The organism is Colwellia sp. BRX9-1 (assembly GCF_014077195.1).
In the GTDB taxonomy this organism is placed as follows: domain Bacteria; phylum Pseudomonadota; class Gammaproteobacteria; order Enterobacterales; family Alteromonadaceae; genus Colwellia_A.
In genome coordinates, this window is record NZ_JACGVM010000017.1 from 34,571 (window position 1) to 51,864 (window position 17,294).

17 protein-coding genes are annotated in these 17,294 nt (G+C 38.5%); 11 read left to right on the plus strand and 6 right to left on the minus strand.

The features are described from left to right. Positions 1-424: 424 nt before the first annotated feature. The 3 genes from H4J76_RS14830 to H4J76_RS14840 all read left to right on the plus strand — a co-directional run bounded on the left by H4J76_RS14830 (position 425) and on the right by H4J76_RS14840 (position 3,226). Positions 425-880: a hypothetical protein gene (locus H4J76_RS14830; protein WP_182215228.1), complete on the plus strand. Its 456-nt coding sequence runs from the start codon at positions 425-427 to the stop codon at positions 878-880. 138 nt (positions 881-1,018) lie between these two features. Then, complete coding sequence (gene nhaC, locus H4J76_RS14835) at positions 1,019-2,554, plus strand: Na+/H+ antiporter NhaC (protein ID WP_182230891.1); 1,536 nt, start codon at positions 1,019-1,021, stop codon at positions 2,552-2,554. Between the two features lie 201 nt (positions 2,555-2,755). Next, on the plus strand, positions 2,756-3,226 hold the full coding sequence (locus tag H4J76_RS14840; protein WP_070373535.1) for a low molecular weight protein-tyrosine-phosphatase: 471 nt from the start codon (positions 2,756-2,758) through the stop codon (positions 3,224-3,226). 100 nt (positions 3,227-3,326) lie between these two features. Here H4J76_RS14840 and infA read toward each other — a convergent pair whose 3' ends face one another. The 6 genes from infA to ald all read right to left on the minus strand — a co-directional run bounded on the left by infA (position 3,327) and on the right by ald (position 8,293). After that, positions 3,327-3,545, minus strand: a complete 219-nt coding sequence (gene infA / locus H4J76_RS14845; protein ID WP_011043571.1) for a translation initiation factor IF-1 — start codon at positions 3,543-3,545, stop codon at positions 3,327-3,329. Between the two features lie 84 nt (positions 3,546-3,629). Next, entirely contained in the window at positions 3,630-4,331 is a 702-nt protein-coding gene (locus H4J76_RS14850) for an arginyltransferase (protein WP_070373536.1), read from the minus strand. A gap of 1 nt (position 4,332) precedes the next feature. Then, the gene (gene aat / locus H4J76_RS14855; protein WP_259377153.1) at positions 4,333-4,983 is read right to left on the minus strand and encodes a leucyl/phenylalanyl-tRNA--protein transferase; all 651 of its coding nucleotides are present in this window, start codon (positions 4,981-4,983) and stop codon (positions 4,333-4,335) included. A 68-nt stretch (positions 4,984-5,051) separates the two neighbouring features. Next, positions 5,052-6,008 (minus strand): thioredoxin-disulfide reductase, encoded by a 957-nt coding sequence (gene trxB, locus H4J76_RS14860; protein WP_070373538.1) that lies wholly within the window; start codon positions 6,006-6,008, stop codon positions 5,052-5,054. 163 nt (positions 6,009-6,171) lie between these two features. After that, positions 6,172-7,011, minus strand: coding sequence for an isopenicillin N synthase family oxygenase (locus H4J76_RS14865; RefSeq protein ID WP_070373539.1), 840 nt, complete (start codon positions 7,009-7,011; stop codon positions 6,172-6,174). Positions 7,012-7,171: 160 nt separating this feature from the next. Then, a complete protein-coding gene (ald, locus tag H4J76_RS14870) occupies positions 7,172-8,293 on the minus strand; it encodes an alanine dehydrogenase (RefSeq protein WP_070373540.1) in 1,122 nt (373 codons plus the stop codon). Positions 8,294-8,427: 134 nt separating this feature from the next. Here ald and lrp point away from each other — a divergent pair, with 134 nt between their 5' ends. The 8 genes from lrp to H4J76_RS14910 all read left to right on the plus strand — a co-directional run bounded on the left by lrp (position 8,428) and on the right by H4J76_RS14910 (position 17,270). Further along, complete coding sequence (gene lrp, locus H4J76_RS14875; protein ID WP_182215220.1) at positions 8,428-8,910, plus strand: leucine-responsive transcriptional regulator Lrp; 483 nt, start codon at positions 8,428-8,430, stop codon at positions 8,908-8,910. 227 nt (positions 8,911-9,137) lie between these two features. Next, on the plus strand, positions 9,138-11,591 hold the full coding sequence (locus H4J76_RS14880) for a DNA translocase FtsK (RefSeq protein WP_404842537.1): 2,454 nt from the start codon (positions 9,138-9,140) through the stop codon (positions 11,589-11,591). 46 nt (positions 11,592-11,637) lie between these two features. Further along, positions 11,638-12,330 (plus strand): outer membrane lipoprotein chaperone LolA, encoded by a 693-nt coding sequence (lolA, locus tag H4J76_RS14885; RefSeq protein ID WP_182230892.1) that lies wholly within the window; start codon positions 11,638-11,640, stop codon positions 12,328-12,330. 46 nt (positions 12,331-12,376) lie between these two features. After that, a complete protein-coding gene (locus H4J76_RS14890; RefSeq protein ID WP_182230907.1) occupies positions 12,377-13,711 on the plus strand; it encodes a replication-associated recombination protein A in 1,335 nt (444 codons plus the stop codon). After that, on the plus strand, positions 13,704-14,105 hold the full coding sequence (gene crcB, locus H4J76_RS14895; RefSeq protein ID WP_070373543.1) for a fluoride efflux transporter CrcB: 402 nt from the start codon (positions 13,704-13,706) through the stop codon (positions 14,103-14,105). The genes H4J76_RS14890 and crcB overlap by 8 nt, the downstream gene beginning before the upstream one ends. A 49-nt stretch (positions 14,106-14,154) precedes the next feature. Beyond that, positions 14,155-15,435 (plus strand): serine--tRNA ligase, encoded by a 1,281-nt coding sequence (gene serS, locus H4J76_RS14900; protein WP_070373544.1) that lies wholly within the window; start codon positions 14,155-14,157, stop codon positions 15,433-15,435. A 148-nt stretch (positions 15,436-15,583) separates the two neighbouring features. Continuing rightward, complete coding sequence (locus tag H4J76_RS14905; protein ID WP_310734078.1) at positions 15,584-16,069, plus strand: TlpA disulfide reductase family protein; 486 nt, start codon at positions 15,584-15,586, stop codon at positions 16,067-16,069. 73 nt (positions 16,070-16,142) lie between these two features. Next, on the plus strand, positions 16,143-17,270 hold the full coding sequence (locus H4J76_RS14910; protein WP_182215217.1) for a carboxypeptidase family protein: 1,128 nt from the start codon (positions 16,143-16,145) through the stop codon (positions 17,268-17,270). Positions 17,271-17,294: the final 24 nt, after the last annotated feature.

Here is a 17,294-nt window from a genome sequence, read left to right on the forward strand (position 1 = left end):
TTTGTTAAATTAGTTAAGTTATAGGTTACGGCTATTATTTTGCACGGAATGTGACAATAAATATGTACGCCATCACACAAAACTTAACGGTTTTCTTATCTACAAAGCTACTACCCCCTGTATTGCTATATTCTCAGTAGTCTAGGTTATATTTAAATGTGTATATTAGCGGTATAAGTAACATATCTCCCTTTAGGCTTTTTATAATGCTAAAAATTGATTTTTGTTCTGCTACATCAATTAAGTATGTGCGCTAGCGCACATCTAGCAGGCTGATATTTTGTTACTTTGAGTTGTAAAAATAAATCCTACATGACTAAATTATTCATAAGCAGAAAATTCAAGTGGCGTTGTTTAATTTATAAGTTGATCGTTAGGTTCTTCGAAAATAGGCTCACAAAAATTTAGAATAGGAAGGAAAGTTATGCGTTATCACCAGTTAAGTGAAGTATTTGAACACCTAATAACATTGAATACCGCAACGCTAGCGTTTTATGAGAGAAGTCTTAAAGTGACAGAGCAAGAGCGCGCTAGAATGTTTTTACATTATTTAACAGACAAGCAAAAAGTCAGAAACCAATATTTAATCACCTCATTGATAGAGGCGCCTATTAAAACATTTGAAATGTGGTTCGATGACGATATTGACGAACAATTATTAGTTTATATAGAAACACTAGCGTTAGCTCCTAATGCAAACAGTGAAACAATAACCACTGTAATGCTAGAGGTAAATGAGAAGATAGAAATGTGGTTAAGATCCATTTTACCTTTGATAATCAATAATTACAGTAAAGAGTATCTTCTGGATTTGATCAATAATTTACATCAAAAAAATCAGCAAATAATGCATGGCCTTCAAAGGATGAATGATGTGTGACCCTACCTTTGTTATCCTTTATATCGACGATGTAATGATGCTTTCAAAGCCGTAACAAGTTAAATTGGCCTATTGCTTTACCCATCACGATGACTGTTCTTCACCTAATCTATGAATAACAAAACATGAGGTATTTAAATGAAACGGACAAAAAATGCCAATCCGGGTTTATTACTTGCCTTGACGCCTGTCGTATTAACGCTACTTATTCTTGGGACACAAATATTTTACTTTGGCGTTTTTGAGCCACACATTCCTCTTGCCATTGGTTTAGCCATTACCAGTATTGTTGGTATTAAGTTAGGGCTGAAATGGAAAGATATTGAAAGAGGAATTTTTCACGTTATTCACGTCGCTTTACCTTCAGTGTCTGTTTTAATAACGGTTGGGATGATTATTGGGGTCTGGATTGCTAGCGGTACAGTACCCAGTATTATTTATTATGGTTTAAAGGTCCTTTCGCCTGAAATCTTTCTGGCTGCTGGTATGGTCATTTGTGCTGTTGTTTCACTTTCTCTTGGCACTAGTTGGGCCAGTGTCGGTACGGTTGGTTTGGCCTTAATGGGCATTGGCGAAGGTTTTAACATTCCTGCATATTGGACAGCTGGCGCTGTAGTTTCTGGTGCTTTTTTTGGTGATAAAATTTCACCACTTTCCGACACAACTAATTTGGCCCCTGCAGTGACTGGAACCGATGTTTTTTCTCATATAAAAAATATGATGGCAACGACCATCCCAGCTATGCTCATCGCTCTTATCATCTATTTGTTGGTGGGGTTTTTCGTCATCGACACTCAAAGCATTTCATTTGAAAGAATTGACGCTATCACTAACACCCTAGACGAAAACTTTTATATTTCAGGATGGGTATTATTACCTGCTTTGGCTGTCATGGGTTTAGCGATAAAAAAATATCCCCCTATGCCATCATTATTCGCTGGCGTTGTTGCGGGTGGTGCAACGGCAATGGTTGTACAGGGGCAGAGTCTGCAATCAATTTTTGATTTTGCCAATAATGGCTACTCGATAAGTACGGGGATTGAAGAAATTGACAGCTTGTTAAATAGGGGGGGCATACAATCGATGATGTGGACCATTTCCTTGATATTAATTGCACTAGGCTTTGGCGGTGCACTCGAAAAAACAGGTTGTTTGAAGTCAATTATTAATGCTATTAAAAGTAAGGTGAGTAGTTTTGCCGGTATTCAAACCGCAGCGATTGGTACTGCCTTTGCGACTAACCTAGTTGCCGGTGACCCTTATTTATCGATTGCTTTACCGGGACGAATGTACTCGCCTGTTTATCGTGGTATGGGCTATTCAACCTTAAATCTATCACGTGGAATCGAAGAAGGTGGAACATTAATGTCTCCCCTTATTCCATGGAATGCGGGTGGTGCATTTGTAATTTCAGCGCTAGGTCTTGGTATTGCTGATGGCAATATAGAAAACCTTTTGTATATCCCCCTTGCTTTTGCCTGCTGGATGGCACCACTTATTGGGATCTTCTATGCTTTTACTGGGCTATTCTCGCCCAAAGCAACCGAAGAAGAAAGAGAACATTGGGAATCTTCTGGTGAAGCGATAGCTGAATTTAATGCTAACGGTACACCAAAAGTTGAAGAAACTGCGAAAGATGATGTAGATAACAATTCAGTCACGAAAAAGTCATAGTGTTGTTGATATGATTTATTACGCCATTGAATTTAGTTTGACGTAAAGTAACTTTCTATCGAGAATTATCCTTTACCTTCTTATAAAAATAGCTCAAGATAGTTTCGTTAAATACACTGACAATACATAAGTCATTGATTTTACTAGTATGAAAACACTAGTGATCAGATGTCAAATACATGGAGATTGGTAACTAAACTTATGAATTATAAAGAAATAAATAGCATTCTGTTTGTCTGTATGGGCAATATTTGTCGTTCGCCAAGCGCAGAGGCGGTCTTTCGTCATAAAGTTAAAGAAAAGGGTATTTCTTTAATTATAGATTCTGCGGGTACAACGGGCTCTCATGCGCGTGAAAAGCCCGATCATCGTGCACAAAAGATAGGTACTGAACGTGGCTACTCATTTGACAAAATTAAAGCACGTAAAGTTATTGTTGAAGATTTTACCAAATTTGATTTAGTCTTAGCGATGGACGAGCATAATGTTAAAGAGCTAAAAAAGTTAGCACCAGAGCATTTACATGAAAAAATTCAATTGTTTTTGGAATATGCAGATAATTTTGAAGAACGAGAAGTACCTGATCCATATTATGGTGGGGCGAGGGGATTTAAGCTTGTCTTAGATTTAGTTGAGGATGCTAGCGACGGCTTATTAAAAAAGCTGGCTTAATCGTCAATGATTGGTTTTTAGGTTTAAGGATCTATAACTAAAGTAATAAAAAAGCCCTGTGAATATTATTCACAGGGCTTTTAGCTTTATAGGGTCTTAATTATCTAGCACGGAAAATAATACGGCCTTTAGATAAATCATACGGTGTCAATTCAACCGTTACTTTATCACCCGTTAATATGCGAATGTAGTTCTTACGCATTTTTCCTGAAATATGTGCCGTAACAACATGACCATTTTCTAGTTCAACGCGGAACATAGTATTTGGTAAGGTATCAAGAACCGTACCTTGCATTTCAATATTTTCTTCTTTCGCCATTGGGCGCTAAACCTCTAAAGTTGTGCATAAACAAAAATCTGGGCAGATGATGCCGAAAACAGGCCGGAATGTAAAGCTATAGTGTTATTTATTTACTGTTTGCCATCTGTTTTCTATCAATACTTGATGTGGGTAATAACGATCCTTGTAGTTCATCTTTTTGCAGTCATCAATTTGGTAACCCAGATAAAGAAAGTTCTTCTGCCTATCTTTTGCTAAATACACTTGCTGCAAAATAGAAAACACGCCTAAGCCGTGCTTATTATAATCCGGATGATAAAACGTATATACGGCTGATAGGGCATCTTTTAGTACATCGGTTACTGCAACACTAATAAGTTGATTATCATGCCATATTTCAAGGTAGAGCTGCTCTGTGACGTTACAACGGATAAAACTATTGTATTGATCGTTTGTCGCTGGGAACATTGAGCCATCGGAATGTAAAGTATTGATGTAATTTTCGTAAAGCGGGTAATAAATAGCTTTTTTTTCAGTTGATATGTTAATAGTAAATAGGTTGTTTTTCTTTATATTTCGTTTTTGACTTTTAGATAACAAAAATTCCTTAACTAAGACCCGCAAAGATTTGCATGCAGAGCAAAGTTCACAATGAGGTCGGTATATCTGATCACCACTGCGTCTAAAGCCTTGTGACATTAACCAACCATAATGTTCACTGTTATGTAAACGTTCATCGGTTGCAATCAGTAAACGTTCTTCTTGGTCGGGCAAGTAGTTACAAGGAAACGAACCGGTAATGCCTAACTGAAAATTTGTGCTCATACTAAGGCTCTTCTGTCAGTTGGCGAGGTAGCCAAAAATCCGTTGGTAATGAAACCGTTAATGCTTCTGCTTTCAATGTCATAAACTGCGAGCGTGAAACCTCAATACAGCCCATGTCTTCTAAAAAAGGGTTGAGCATTTGGCAGTCAATTAATGGAATGTTTTGGCCTTTTAATAAAGCATTTAAATAAACTAATGCGATTTTAGAACCATTGCTTTTTCGATAAAACATTGATTCTCCAGAAAAGCTGCCATTAATTGCCACGCCATATAAACCGCCGGCCAATTCGCCATCCATCCACACTTCTATCGAATGTGCGACACCATTGTCATGCAGTTGCTGATAAGCCGCTAACATATCATCAACTATCCAAGTATCTTCCTTACGAAAGGGAGCATCGGCACAATAATGAATAACACGGTCAAAGGCTTGATTTAAGGTTACGGTGAAGTTCTGTTGTTTTAATACTTTTCGCAAGGTGCGATTAATACGTAATTGGTCGGTTAGGATAATACCACGCGGATCTGGGCTCCACCACATAATGGCTTCGCCAGCACTGTACCAAGGAAAGACACCACTTCGATAGGCCGACTTTAATCGCGCTACAGATAAATCACCACCAAAAGCAAGTAAGCCATTAGGTTCAATCAACGCATGCTTTAAGGGTGGAAATGCCAGATCATCGACATCGAGTAATGCGACAATCTGGTTTTTAATGACTAAGAGCCTTTAGCGTCTAAGTAACGTTCTGCATCAAGGGCTGCCATACAACCAGCTCCAGCAGAGGTAATTGCTTGACGATAAATATGGTCAGCTACATCACCCGCGGCAAAAACACCTTCAACACTGGTCTGTGTTGCATTACCGTTAGTGCCACTTTGTATCGTTAAGTAGCCATCTTTCATCGCTAATTGGTCGTTGAAAATATCAGTGTTTGGCTTATGACCAATCGCAATAAAACAACCCATAACGTCAATATCTTTAGTCGTGTCAGATTGCGTTTCTTTTAAACGTACACCAGTAACACCCATTTTATCGCCTAACACTTCATCTAAGGTTTGATTTAAGTGTAAGGTAATATTGCCGTTTTTAACTTTTTCGTATAAACGGTCAGTTAAAATCTTTTCAGAGCGAAAAGTTTCACGACGATGCACTAAGTGAACTTCAGAGGCAATATTTGATAAATATAACGCTTCTTCAACAGCGGTATTACCACCGCCAACAACAGCAACTTTTTGGTTGCGGTAAAAGAAACCATCACAGGTAGCACAGGCTGAAACGCCTTTACCCATAAATGCTTCTTCTGAAGGTAAACCTAGGTATTGTGCAGAAGCACCCGTACAAATGATAAGTGCATCACAAGTATAGCTCATGCTATCGCCTTTTAAGGTAAAAGGGCGTTTCGAAAAGTCAACTTCATTGATATGGTCAAAAATAATCTCGGTATCAAACTTTTCTGCATGCTTTTGCATACGATCCATTAATGCTGGACCCGTAAGGTCATCGGCATCACCAGGCCAGTTTTCAACTTCAGTGGTCGTTGTTAATTGACCCCCTTGCTGCATGCCAGTGATCATCACTGGTTTTAAATTTGCGCGTGCGGCATAAACTGCAGCCGTGTAACCAGCTGGACCTGATCCTAAAATGAGTAACGGGCAATGTCTTGCTTCGCTCATGAATGACTCCAAAGATTGATAAAAAGTATAATTATAAGGTATTAGTTGGGAGTTTAAGCAAAGAACTCAAGAGGGTAAATTAATTTTTTGATAAAAATTTCTATGAGTGCAATGTTAAATGTACAGTGATGGCATATAAACCCTTATACACCACCACTCATCGCTATTTTACGCCAAGCTCTTTTAATCTTTCTAATAAGTAGCTTTTTTGAGTATGTCGTTCAGACAAGACGACTTCGTCTCGTGGATGAAGAAACAACGGCAATGATATTCTAGACTTTTTACTGGCCTTACCTGAAGGATTAATAACCCGATGGCTGGTAGATGGGAAATATCCACCTGAGGCTTCTTGCAACATATCACCAATATTAATAATTAAACTGCCAAAATCACTGGGAACGTCAATCCAAGACCCGTCTTGCTTTTGTACTTGCAGACCGGGTTCATTTGCTGCCGGTAATATGGTTAATAAATTAATATCTTCGTGCGCAGCGGCTCTCACTGCGCCCGGTTCTTCATCTCCACTTAGTGGCGGATAATGTAAAATACGTAATAAAGTATTTGGCGTATCTTTGATCATATTCGCTAGTTGTTCTGAATATTTTTCTGAGACGTCGACCGGACTATATTTTTCTACCCAATCAAGTAATTCTGCAGCAAGTTCAGAGGCTTTTTGGTAATAAGTAAGTATTTCATCTTTAAGTTGATCAGGGATCCTGCCCCAAGGATAAACATGAAAATATTCTTTTATATCTTTATTTGCATGACCCTTAGCCGTCTCAGATATCTCGGTTGAAAAGTAGCCATCTTGTTTCTTTGGATCAAAACTTAAGTTATGCTTTTCTTCACCGCTAAAAAATTCATACCAATTTTTATAAATAGATTCAACAAGCTGTTGCTCAATAGGGTGATTAATTAATACACCGAAACCTGTTTCTCTTAAGCTTTGAACAAATAATTTTCCAGCATTTTTATCTTGATAGTCAACAACCTGAATTTCCATGATTGATTCCCTAACTCTAATTTTAGTGATATTTATTGAAATATAACACAAGCTAACCAAATGGTCAGGTTTAAGATTCATCGTAAAAAAAACCTCTATTAAATATATAACAGAGGTTTGTTGTTTTTATGAAGAACTCACAAAGTATTATTTTCAGTCGTTATAAAGTCGCTATAGCCACTTCAGGTGGTATGTAGTCGTAGCCTAAAACTTCAGCAACAGGTTGGTAAGTGATTTTTCCGCCTAATACGTTTAAACCATTCATTAAGTGTACGTTGTCAAGCATGGCTTGTTTTGCACCCTTATTGGCAAGCATTACCGCAAATGGCATGGTTGCATTAGTTAATGCCATTGTTGATGTGCGTGCTACGCCACCTGGCATGTTAGCTACACAGTAATGTACTACGTCGTCAACAACATACGTTGGGTCTTGATGAGTTGTTGCTTTTGATGTTTCAAAACAACCACCTTGGTCAATCGCCACATCAACAACAACAGCACCTTTTTTCATCATTTTGATGTGGGCTCTTGTTACCAATTTAGGTGCAGCTGCACCTGGAATTAAGACCGCGCCTATGACTAAGTCAGCTTCAACAATTAATTGGTCCATCGCATCGGCAGTAGAGTAAACTGTTTTTAAACGGCCATCAAATTCAGTATCTAATTGACGTAGACGGGGTAATGAACGATCTAATATCGTTACATCAGCGCCCATACCTATTGCCATACGAGCAGCTTGAGTACCAACAACACCGCCACCTATAATTAATACTTTCGCAGGAGCAACACCCGGAACACCACCTAATAAAGCACCTAAACCGCCTTGTGCTTTTTCAAGCGCATGAGCACCTGCTTGAATAGACATACGTCCAGCGACTTCAGACATTGGCGCTAATAAAGGTAAACCACCTTGAGCAGAGGTTACCGTTTCGTAGGCAATACAGGTTGCGCCAGAAGCAACTAATAATTCAGTTTGCTTAGCATCGGGTGCTAAATGTAGGTAAGTAAAAAGTATTTGACCTGGGCGTAGCATTTTACACTCGTCAGGTTGTGGCTCTTTTACTTTTATTATCATGTCAGCGGTTGCAAAAATTTCTGCCGCCGTGTTTATAATTTTGGCACCGGCTGCTATATATTGCTCGTTTTCAAAACCAATAGATTCGCCGCCGTTATTTTCAACAATCACTTCATGACCATTAACCGTTAGCTCATTAACGCCTGCTGGAGTTAAGCCTATACGGTACTCATGGTTTTTAATTTCTTTAGGAACACCAATAATCATAATCGTCTCACCAGTTAAATGTTTTTATATTATTTGCGGCTATTATAATGCGTTATTCTCGAATTAACCTATCGTAATATTTTATAAATCGATATATAATCCTGTTATAACTCGAAAATGTAGTGTTTTATATAATGTCGTCGTCTCAAAGCAAAAGTATTGATCGCATCGATCGTAATATTCTCGTTGAGCTACAAAAAAATGCTCGTATATCCAATATAGAGTTGTCTAAAAGGGTAGGGCTAAGTCCAACACCTTGTTTAGAAAGGGTTAAGCGATTAGAAAAAGAGAAGTATATTAAAGGCTACCAAGCGATATTAAACCCCCAAAAGCTTGAAGCTGCATTACTTGTATTAGTGGAAATAACCTTAACCAAAACCAGTCCTGATGTTTTTGATGATTTTTCTAGGGCGGTCCATGACCTTGATGTTATACAAGAGTGTCATTTAGTGTCTGGAAACTTTGACTTTTTACTTAAAACCCGCGTTGCAGACATGGTCGCCTATCGAGAATTACTAGGTGATACTTTACTTCGTTTGCCCTCTGTAAGCGAAAGTAGAAGTTATGTTGTTATGGAAGAGGTTAAATCGACTAATTTTCTACCGATTAAACGTTAATCGCATCATTGAGCTCAAGTAAGTGATTTAAACATTTAACTCCTTACAATAGTTTGTTATTTTACTGTATATAAACTTACCCGTATTACTGCAACTTGAGTGGTATGGCTATAAAATAGTTATTAACTCGGTTTATTATATTGTCTACAGAATCTCCTACTCAAAGTAAATTAAATGGTGTGCAACGATTACTAGAAGCTGGTTTGTTGGTTTCTTTTCTTTTTGCCATGTTTATTATGTTAGCGCTATTTAGCTTTAACCCCGCTGATCCTGGTTGGTCTCAAAGTGGTTATCAAACACCTATTCGTAATTTAGGCGGTGCTGTTGGCGCTTATATTTCTGACCTACTGTTAAACTTATTTGGTTTTATTTCTTATAGTCTACCCTTTGTTACTGCAATAACAGGGTGGTTATTGTTTCAAAAATATCATCGCTTAATTCAATTAGATTACTTAACCTTAGGGTTAAAGTGTATTGGCTTTATTCTTTTTTATATTGGTATAACATCAATTGCCAGTATGAATTTTGATGATGTCTTTTACTTTTCAGCTGGTGGTATTATTGGTGACGCGTTAAGTCAAACGGTGCTGCCTTATTTTTCTTTTGTCGGTAGTACTTTATTATTCTTGACCTTTCTCCTCTCTGGTTTTGTGCTACTAACCGGTTTCTCATTGATCGCCTTTATTGATAAAACCGGTGCTTATACAATACTATTCGCCCAATATTTATTAACAATACCTCAAAAACTACAAGCCTACTTCACTGCATTGAAGACTGAAAAAGTAAAAAAACAAGTATTGGTTAGTACTGTTGAGAAAAAAGAACAGCCAGTGGCTTTACCTGAGCTAACTGAAAAACAACCGGCAAGTTTTCAAGTAGATGAAAATCTAGAGGATGAAAATCTAGAGGATGAAAACGAAGAGCTACATCATGCTTTTGATGCAATAAATGAACAAGAATATGAAGACATTATTGCACCGAGTAAAAAAGATCTTTCTTTTGATCTCGAAGAGGACATCGAGCATTTTGTCGCAATAGATGACCTAATCGGTGAACCACTCGCTTTTAATGTTCAAGAACATGTTAGCGATGATGAAATAACGGCTGCCTTTGAGAAAGTTGATCCAATCAATGTTGAAGAACCGATAAAGGTCGCGGTAAAAAGAGATAGCGCAACTTATCAAGGACTACCGGGGCTTGATTTATTAGATCGCCCCAACCGGACTGAAAACCCTATTGACGAGAAAGAGCTTGAATTAGTCAGTCGACTAGTTGAGGAAAAACTCTTAGAGTTTGGTGTGAAAGCTGAAGTCGTTGGTGTTTATCCCGGACCTGTTATTACCCGTTTCGAGTTAAATTTAGCGCCAGGTGTTAAAGCCAGTAAAGTAAGCGGTTTGTCGCAAGATATTGCCCGTTCCTTATCTGCTAAAAGTGTCCGTGTCGTTGAAGTTATTGAAGGTAAATCTGTCATTGGTGTTGAGTTACCCAATAAATATAGAGAAACGGTTTATTTTACTGATGTCATTTCTGCCCCGGCATTTGCTGCATCAAGATCCCACTTAGCCATGGCGATTGGTAGCGATATTTCAGGTAAACCCGTGATAGCCGATCTAGCCAAGATGCCACATTTATTAGTGGCAGGAACAACAGGCTCAGGTAAGTCAGTTGCGGTTAATACCATGATTGTCAGTATATTGTATAAATCCACACCTGAAGATGTGCGGATGATAATGATCGACCCCAAACAAGTTGAACTCTCTGTTTATAACGGTATTCCACATTTGTTAGCTGAAGTGGTTACCGACATGAAAGAAGCGGCTAACGCGCTGCGCTGGTGTGTCGGTGAAATGGAACGTCGCTATAAACTTATGTCGTCTCTGGGTGTACGTAACCTTAAAGGCTACAATGAAAAAGTGCTTAATGCTATTGAAGCTGGAGAGCCGTTAATCGATCCTACTTGGCAGCCTAATGATGCTTTTACGCAAACGCCGCCTTTGTTAGAAAAATTGCCTGCGATTGTTATACTCGTTGACGAATTTGCCGATATGATGATGGTTGCAGGTAAAAAAGTCGAAGAACTTATTGCGCGTATTGCTCAAAAAGCCCGAGCGGCGGGTATGCACTTAATTTTAGCGACTCAACGCCCCTCAGCGGATGTAATTACCGGTTTAATTAAAGCTAATATTCCAACCCGTATGGCACTGCGAGTACAATCAAGAATGGAGTCACGTATTATTCTTGACCAACAAGGTGCTGAACAGCTGTTAGGCATGGGAGATATGTTTTATTTACCACCTGGCGAGGCTGTTTCTGTGCGTGTTCACGGCGCTTTTGTTAACGATGACGAAGTACATGCTGTTGTTGCCGACTGGAAGTCTCGTGGCGAACCTAATTATGTTGAAGAAATATTGTCAGGTGATACTGATAATGAAATTTTATTACCCGGAGAGCAAGCCGAAGCCGATGAAGCGGTTGAACTTGATACCTTGTATGACGAGGCGGTTGAATTTGTCACTAAAGGTCGACGTGTCTCCATATCAAGTGTGCAACGTAAATTTAGAATTGGTTATAACCGTGCAGCACGTATTGTTGAAGATATGGAAAACCAAAGTGTGGTAAGTTCACCAGGCCATAACGGTGCCCGTGAAGTATTGGCACCACCACCTGTAAGAGATTTGTAGGTGTTATTTTTCCCGACTTATGTAGTCAAGTTATAAGGATAACTGAATGAATTTTTCCCTAAAAAAAACAGCACTTTTATCATTTTTTTCTGTTGTTGTATTAAGCAGTGCAAGTACCTCCGTTTTTGCTTTGCCGTTCAATGAACCGACCAATGTTATAGAAAAGCCAAGCAACGATGCTCTAATCATTAAAAGTAATTTAATACAAAAATTAGCAAAACTTGAATATTTTACGGCAAATTTTAACCAGCAAGTTCTGGATGCTGAAGGTAATGAGTTACAAAACGCTTTGGGTACTCTAGCGGTTAAAAAACCTAACTTAGTACACTGGAAAACGGCAGAACCAGATGAGTCATTAATCGTTTCAGATGGTGATACCTTATGGTTTTTTGACCCGTTTGTAGAGCAGGTTAGTGCTTATCTTTTAGAAAAAGCGCTACTCAATACCCCCATTTTATTATTAACAAGCAGCGATCCAACACTATGGCAACATTATAGTGTTAGCTCGACCGATGAAAACAATTACCTCATTCATGCCAATGATAATAATGCCCAAGTGAAGACGTTAGAATTACGTTTTAAGAAAAATAGTAATATGCTTACTAGCTTTACTATTTTAGACGCAACAGGGCAGTTAAGCCTGTTTAAGCTTTCACAGTTTGACCAAGTAACTGTTCCCGAAAGTGCACTATTTACCTTTAAAATACCCGAAGGTGTTGAGTTAGATGATCAACGCTAACGACGACGCTAATGGCTCTTTACCTTTAGATTTCGCTGATGAAGGAATGATTGAAACTGACAATGACGATGACGATGATCAGTTTCAACCATTAGCGGCCAAACTTCGCCCTAAAACATTAGCCGATTATCAAGGTCAACAACATATCTTATCGCCAGGTATGCCGTTAACGATCGCGATTGAGCAGGGGAAGTGTCATTCTGTTATCTTTTGGGGGCCGCCGGGTACAGGCAAAACCACCTTAGCAGAAATTATCGCTAGTCATGCAAATGCCGAGGTTGAACGCTTATCGGCGGTAACCTCGGGTATTAAAGATATACGTCAAGCAATAGATAATGCTAAGCAACGTTTACTTCGCCATAAAAAACGCACCGTATTATTTGTTGACGAAGTTCACCGTTTTAATAAAGGACAGCAAGACGCTTTTTTGCCTTTTATTGAAGATGGCACCATTATTTTTATTGGCGCGACCACTGAAAATCCCGCTTTTGAACTTAACCAAGCAGTTTTATCACGTGCACGTGTTTATACTTTAAAAAAGTTAACGCGTGATGATCTATCAATTATTTTAACGCGCGCTTGTGAGAATCAGCAAAACAGCAAAAACATTAAGATATCTATTGCCGATAATGCCCAGCAGCAATTATTAACCTTGGCGAATGGCGATGCACGACGTCTATTGAATGTCTTTGAAAACTGCGTTGATATTCTGTCAGGATCCAAAATCACTATTACTTTAGAAACTGTTGTGCAAGTAGCGGGCAATAAAATTGCTTTATACGATAAAGGTGGTGATGCCTTTTATGATTTGATCAGTGCTTTTCATAAATCTGTGCGCGGTAGCTCTCCTGATGCCGCACTTTATTGGTACGCGAGAATATTAGCAGGGGGCGGAGATGCACTTTACGTCGCCCGTCGGCTGTTAGCGATCGCCAGTGAAGACATTGGTAATGCCGACCCCAGAGCAATGCAACTCGCTATTAATGCTTGGGATACTTTTCAGCGTGTCGGACCTAGTGAAGGTGAGCGAGCTATAGCTCAAGCAACTGTATACATGGCTTTAGCACCGAAAAGTAATGCCGTATATATGGCTTTTAACCAGGCCAAAGAGCTTGCTAAAAATACTGCAGAGCTCGACGTCCCCTTTCATTTAAAAAATGCCACCAGTAGTATTACTAAAGAACTCGGTCATGGCAGCGAGTATAGGTACGCTCATAATGAAGATAATGGCTTTGCTGCAGGGGAAAATTATTTTCCTGAATCCTTGCAACATACCTTGCTTTATCAACCAACAGACCGTGGCTTGGAAAAACAGTTAAAAGATAAACAAAATTTTCTCAATGAATTAAATAACCAAAGTAATAATAAACGTTATGACTAATACCATTAGTACCTTTTCATTATATCTATTTGTAGCACTTGGCGGAGCGTGTGGGGCAAGTCTACGCTTTTATTTTTCGCAATTAATATTGAATTGGCTCGGAAAAGGTTTCCCTTTTGCGACATTGGCGGTTAATATTTCCGGTTCATTGATCATGGGCACCTTATATGGTCTTATTGAAAATGGTGTAATTGAAGTAAGTGTCTACCGAACCCTAATAGGTATCGGGTTTCTAGGAGCTTTCACCACATTTTCAACCTTTTCATTGGATACACTTTTGTTAATGCAACAAGGTGAATTCCTAAAAGGCATGATAAATATATTACTTAATGTCAGCTTATGTGTTTTTGCTGCTGGTATTGGGATGTACTTAGTAACTTATGCGACTAAGTAAGCAAAGCTAAAATAAATAAACAACCACTTAACTTGTAGATGTGAATAAAATGCTTGATCCAAAATTATTTAGAAATGATATCGAAGCCACTGCGGCACAATTAGCGAAACGTGGCTTTTCTTTAGATACTGCGTTATTAATCGATCTAGAAGAGCAACGAAAAGCTTTTCAGATCAAAACCCAAGAATTACAAAATCAACGCAATACCCGTTCAAAATCTATTGGCCAAGCTAAAGCGCGTGGAGAAGATATTCAGCCATTATTAGCTGAAGTGAGTCAATTAGGTGCTGATCTAGATGCTGCCAAAATTGAACAAGATGATGTGCTTGCTAAAATTGATGATATTCTTTCGGCGGTACCAAATTTAATCGATCATTCAGTCCCAGACGGGGCAAGTGAAGATGATAATGTTGAAATTAAACGCTGGGGAACACCTCGTGTCTTTGATTTCGAAGTTAAAGATCATGTTGATGTTGGTGCTGGTATTGGCAACGGTTTAGATTTTGAAAGTGGTGCTAAACTTGCGGGAACACGTTTTGCGGTTTTACGTGGCCAAATTGCTAAAATGCACCGTGCGCTTGCACAGTTAATGCTTGATGTTCATACCGAAGAGCATGGTTATCAAGAAATGTACGTGCCTTATTTAGTGAATCAAGATTCACTTTATGGCACAGGACAGTTACCTAAATTTGGTGAAGATTTATTTCACACTGATTTAAGTAATAAAAAATTCTCTTTGATCCCAACGGCTGAAGTCCCTTTAACAAATTTATTAAGAAATGAAATTGTAGAAGAGGCCGAGTTACCTATTAAGATGTGCGCGCATACCCCATGTTTTAGAAGTGAAGCCGGTTCAGGTGGTCGTGATATTCGCGGTCTAATTCGCCAGCATCAGTTTGATAAAGTTGAAATGGTGCAGATTGTTAAGCCAGAAGATTCATTTACCGCGTTAGAAGCCTTAACAGGTCATGCTGAAAAAATTCTTGAAAGATTAGAATTACCTTACCGTACCGTTATTTTATGTACGGGGGATATTGGTTTTAGTGCAACTAAAACATTCGATATCGAAGTATGGTTGCCTGCACAAAATACTTACCGTGAAATCTCTTCTTGTTCTAACATGGGCGACTTTCAAGCTCGCCGCATGCAAGCACGCTTTAGAAGCAGTGAAACGAAGAGACCTGAATTATTGCACACCTTAAATGGCTCTGGCTTAGCGGTTGGTCGTACATTAGTCGCTATTTTAGAAAATTACCAACAAGCTGACGGCAGTGTAAAAATTCCAACAGCATTACAACCTTACATGAATGGTTTAACACAGATAGGCTAACGCTACTTGTTAACCTTCCTCTATTAATAGCAATAAAGATCCAATACCTAGGTATTGGATTTTTTTTGTTTTAATTTGAATTTTTAATCGGGTGATCGGGTCTATAAATATAACTATTTCGTTATTATATTATTTATAAAGGTGAGTTGTGTTGAAGAGTTTATTTATTCAAGCTGTGGTGTTTTTAGCCATCTTTCAAGCACTGACAATGTTCAGAGAATCAGACATGCTATCAACGGGAGAACAGATAACGCCACAAACTGTTTCATTAGAAACGCTCGATGATAAAACCATTGAACTTGCCAATTTTAAGAAAACTACCATTATTTATTTTTTTGCTCCTTGGTGTCAAATATGTCATATCAGTATCAGTAATCTTCAAGAGACATATGAAAAGAACCAACAGATAAATGTTATCGCCATTGCATTAGATTATGTTGATAAAAAAGAGGTCTTTGATTTTTCTAGCCAGCATCAATTAACTTTCCCTATTGCCTTAGGTACAGAGCAAATCAAGCATCAATTCAAGATAGAAGGTTATCCAAGTTATTATGTCATTGATGATAAAAATACCGTTATTGCAAAATCAATGGGCTATTCTTCTGAAATTGGGCTGTTTCTTAGAACACTTTAACGCATATTACTTCTGATCTTTTCATTGTTTGTGTACACTGTGGCTATTCATAATAAAAATAGCAGATCCTGTCATGCAAATTACCTCTAACTTTGATAGTGGAAATATCCGCGTTATTGATGCAAGCCAAGCCGATAATATTCAACTTGAAATTGTTAAAGACAACCAATCTGATTTTTATCAGTGGTTTCATTTTAAACTTAATAATACCGATCGTTGTGAACATACCCTTCATTTAATGAATGCTGGAACTTCTGCTTACACAGAAGGATGGACCGATTATCAAGCAGTGGCTTCCTACGACCGTGAGCATTGGTTTCGTGTACCAACTGAATTTGATGGAGAAAAACTGAGTATTACTTTAACCCCAGAATATGATTCAGTTTATTTTGCTTATTTTGCTCCGTATAGCTACGAACGTCATCAAGACTTACTGCATCAAGCGCAATTAGATATTGATTGCCAGTTGCAAGTTTTAGGACAAACCCTTGATGGACGCGATGTGTCAGTATTAAAAGTTGGAGAAGAAGGTCCAAACAAGAAAGTTATTTGGGTTACTGCTCGTCAACATCCTGGCGAAAGTATGGCTGAATGGTTTATGGAAGGTTTTATTGACCGTTTGCTCGATGAAGACGATGGCGTTGCTCGCTCACTCTTAGACAGTTCGGTGTTTTATTTAGTGCCTAATATGAATCCTGATGGTTCAGTTCGAGGACATTTAAGAACAAATGCTATCGGTACTAATTTAAATCGTGAGTGGTTAGAGCCTTCAATGGCACGCAGTCCAGAAGTATTCTTGGTGCGTGAGAAAATGTTAGCTACCGGTGTTGACATGTTTCTTGATATTCATGGCGATGAAGCTCTACCGTTTAACTTTGTCGCTGGCTGTGAAGGTGTCCCCGCATATGACGCTAAACATCAAGCCTTGGAAGAAAAATTCAAAGCCATTCTTCTAGCGGTAACTCCTGAGTTTCAAGATGACAAAGGTTATGATAAAGATGAGCCCGGCCAAGCTAACTTAACTGTGGGTGCTAATTGGGTTGGTAATAACTTCAAATGTTTGTCTTATACTGTAGAAATGCCTTTTAAAGATAATGACTTATTACCAGACCGCAGTGTCGGTTGGTCAGACACGCGTAGTAGCTTATTTGGTCGTGACTTTTTAACGGCTATTTATCATGTTGTTGATGATTTACGCTAAACCTATCTAAAATCAATAATTGAA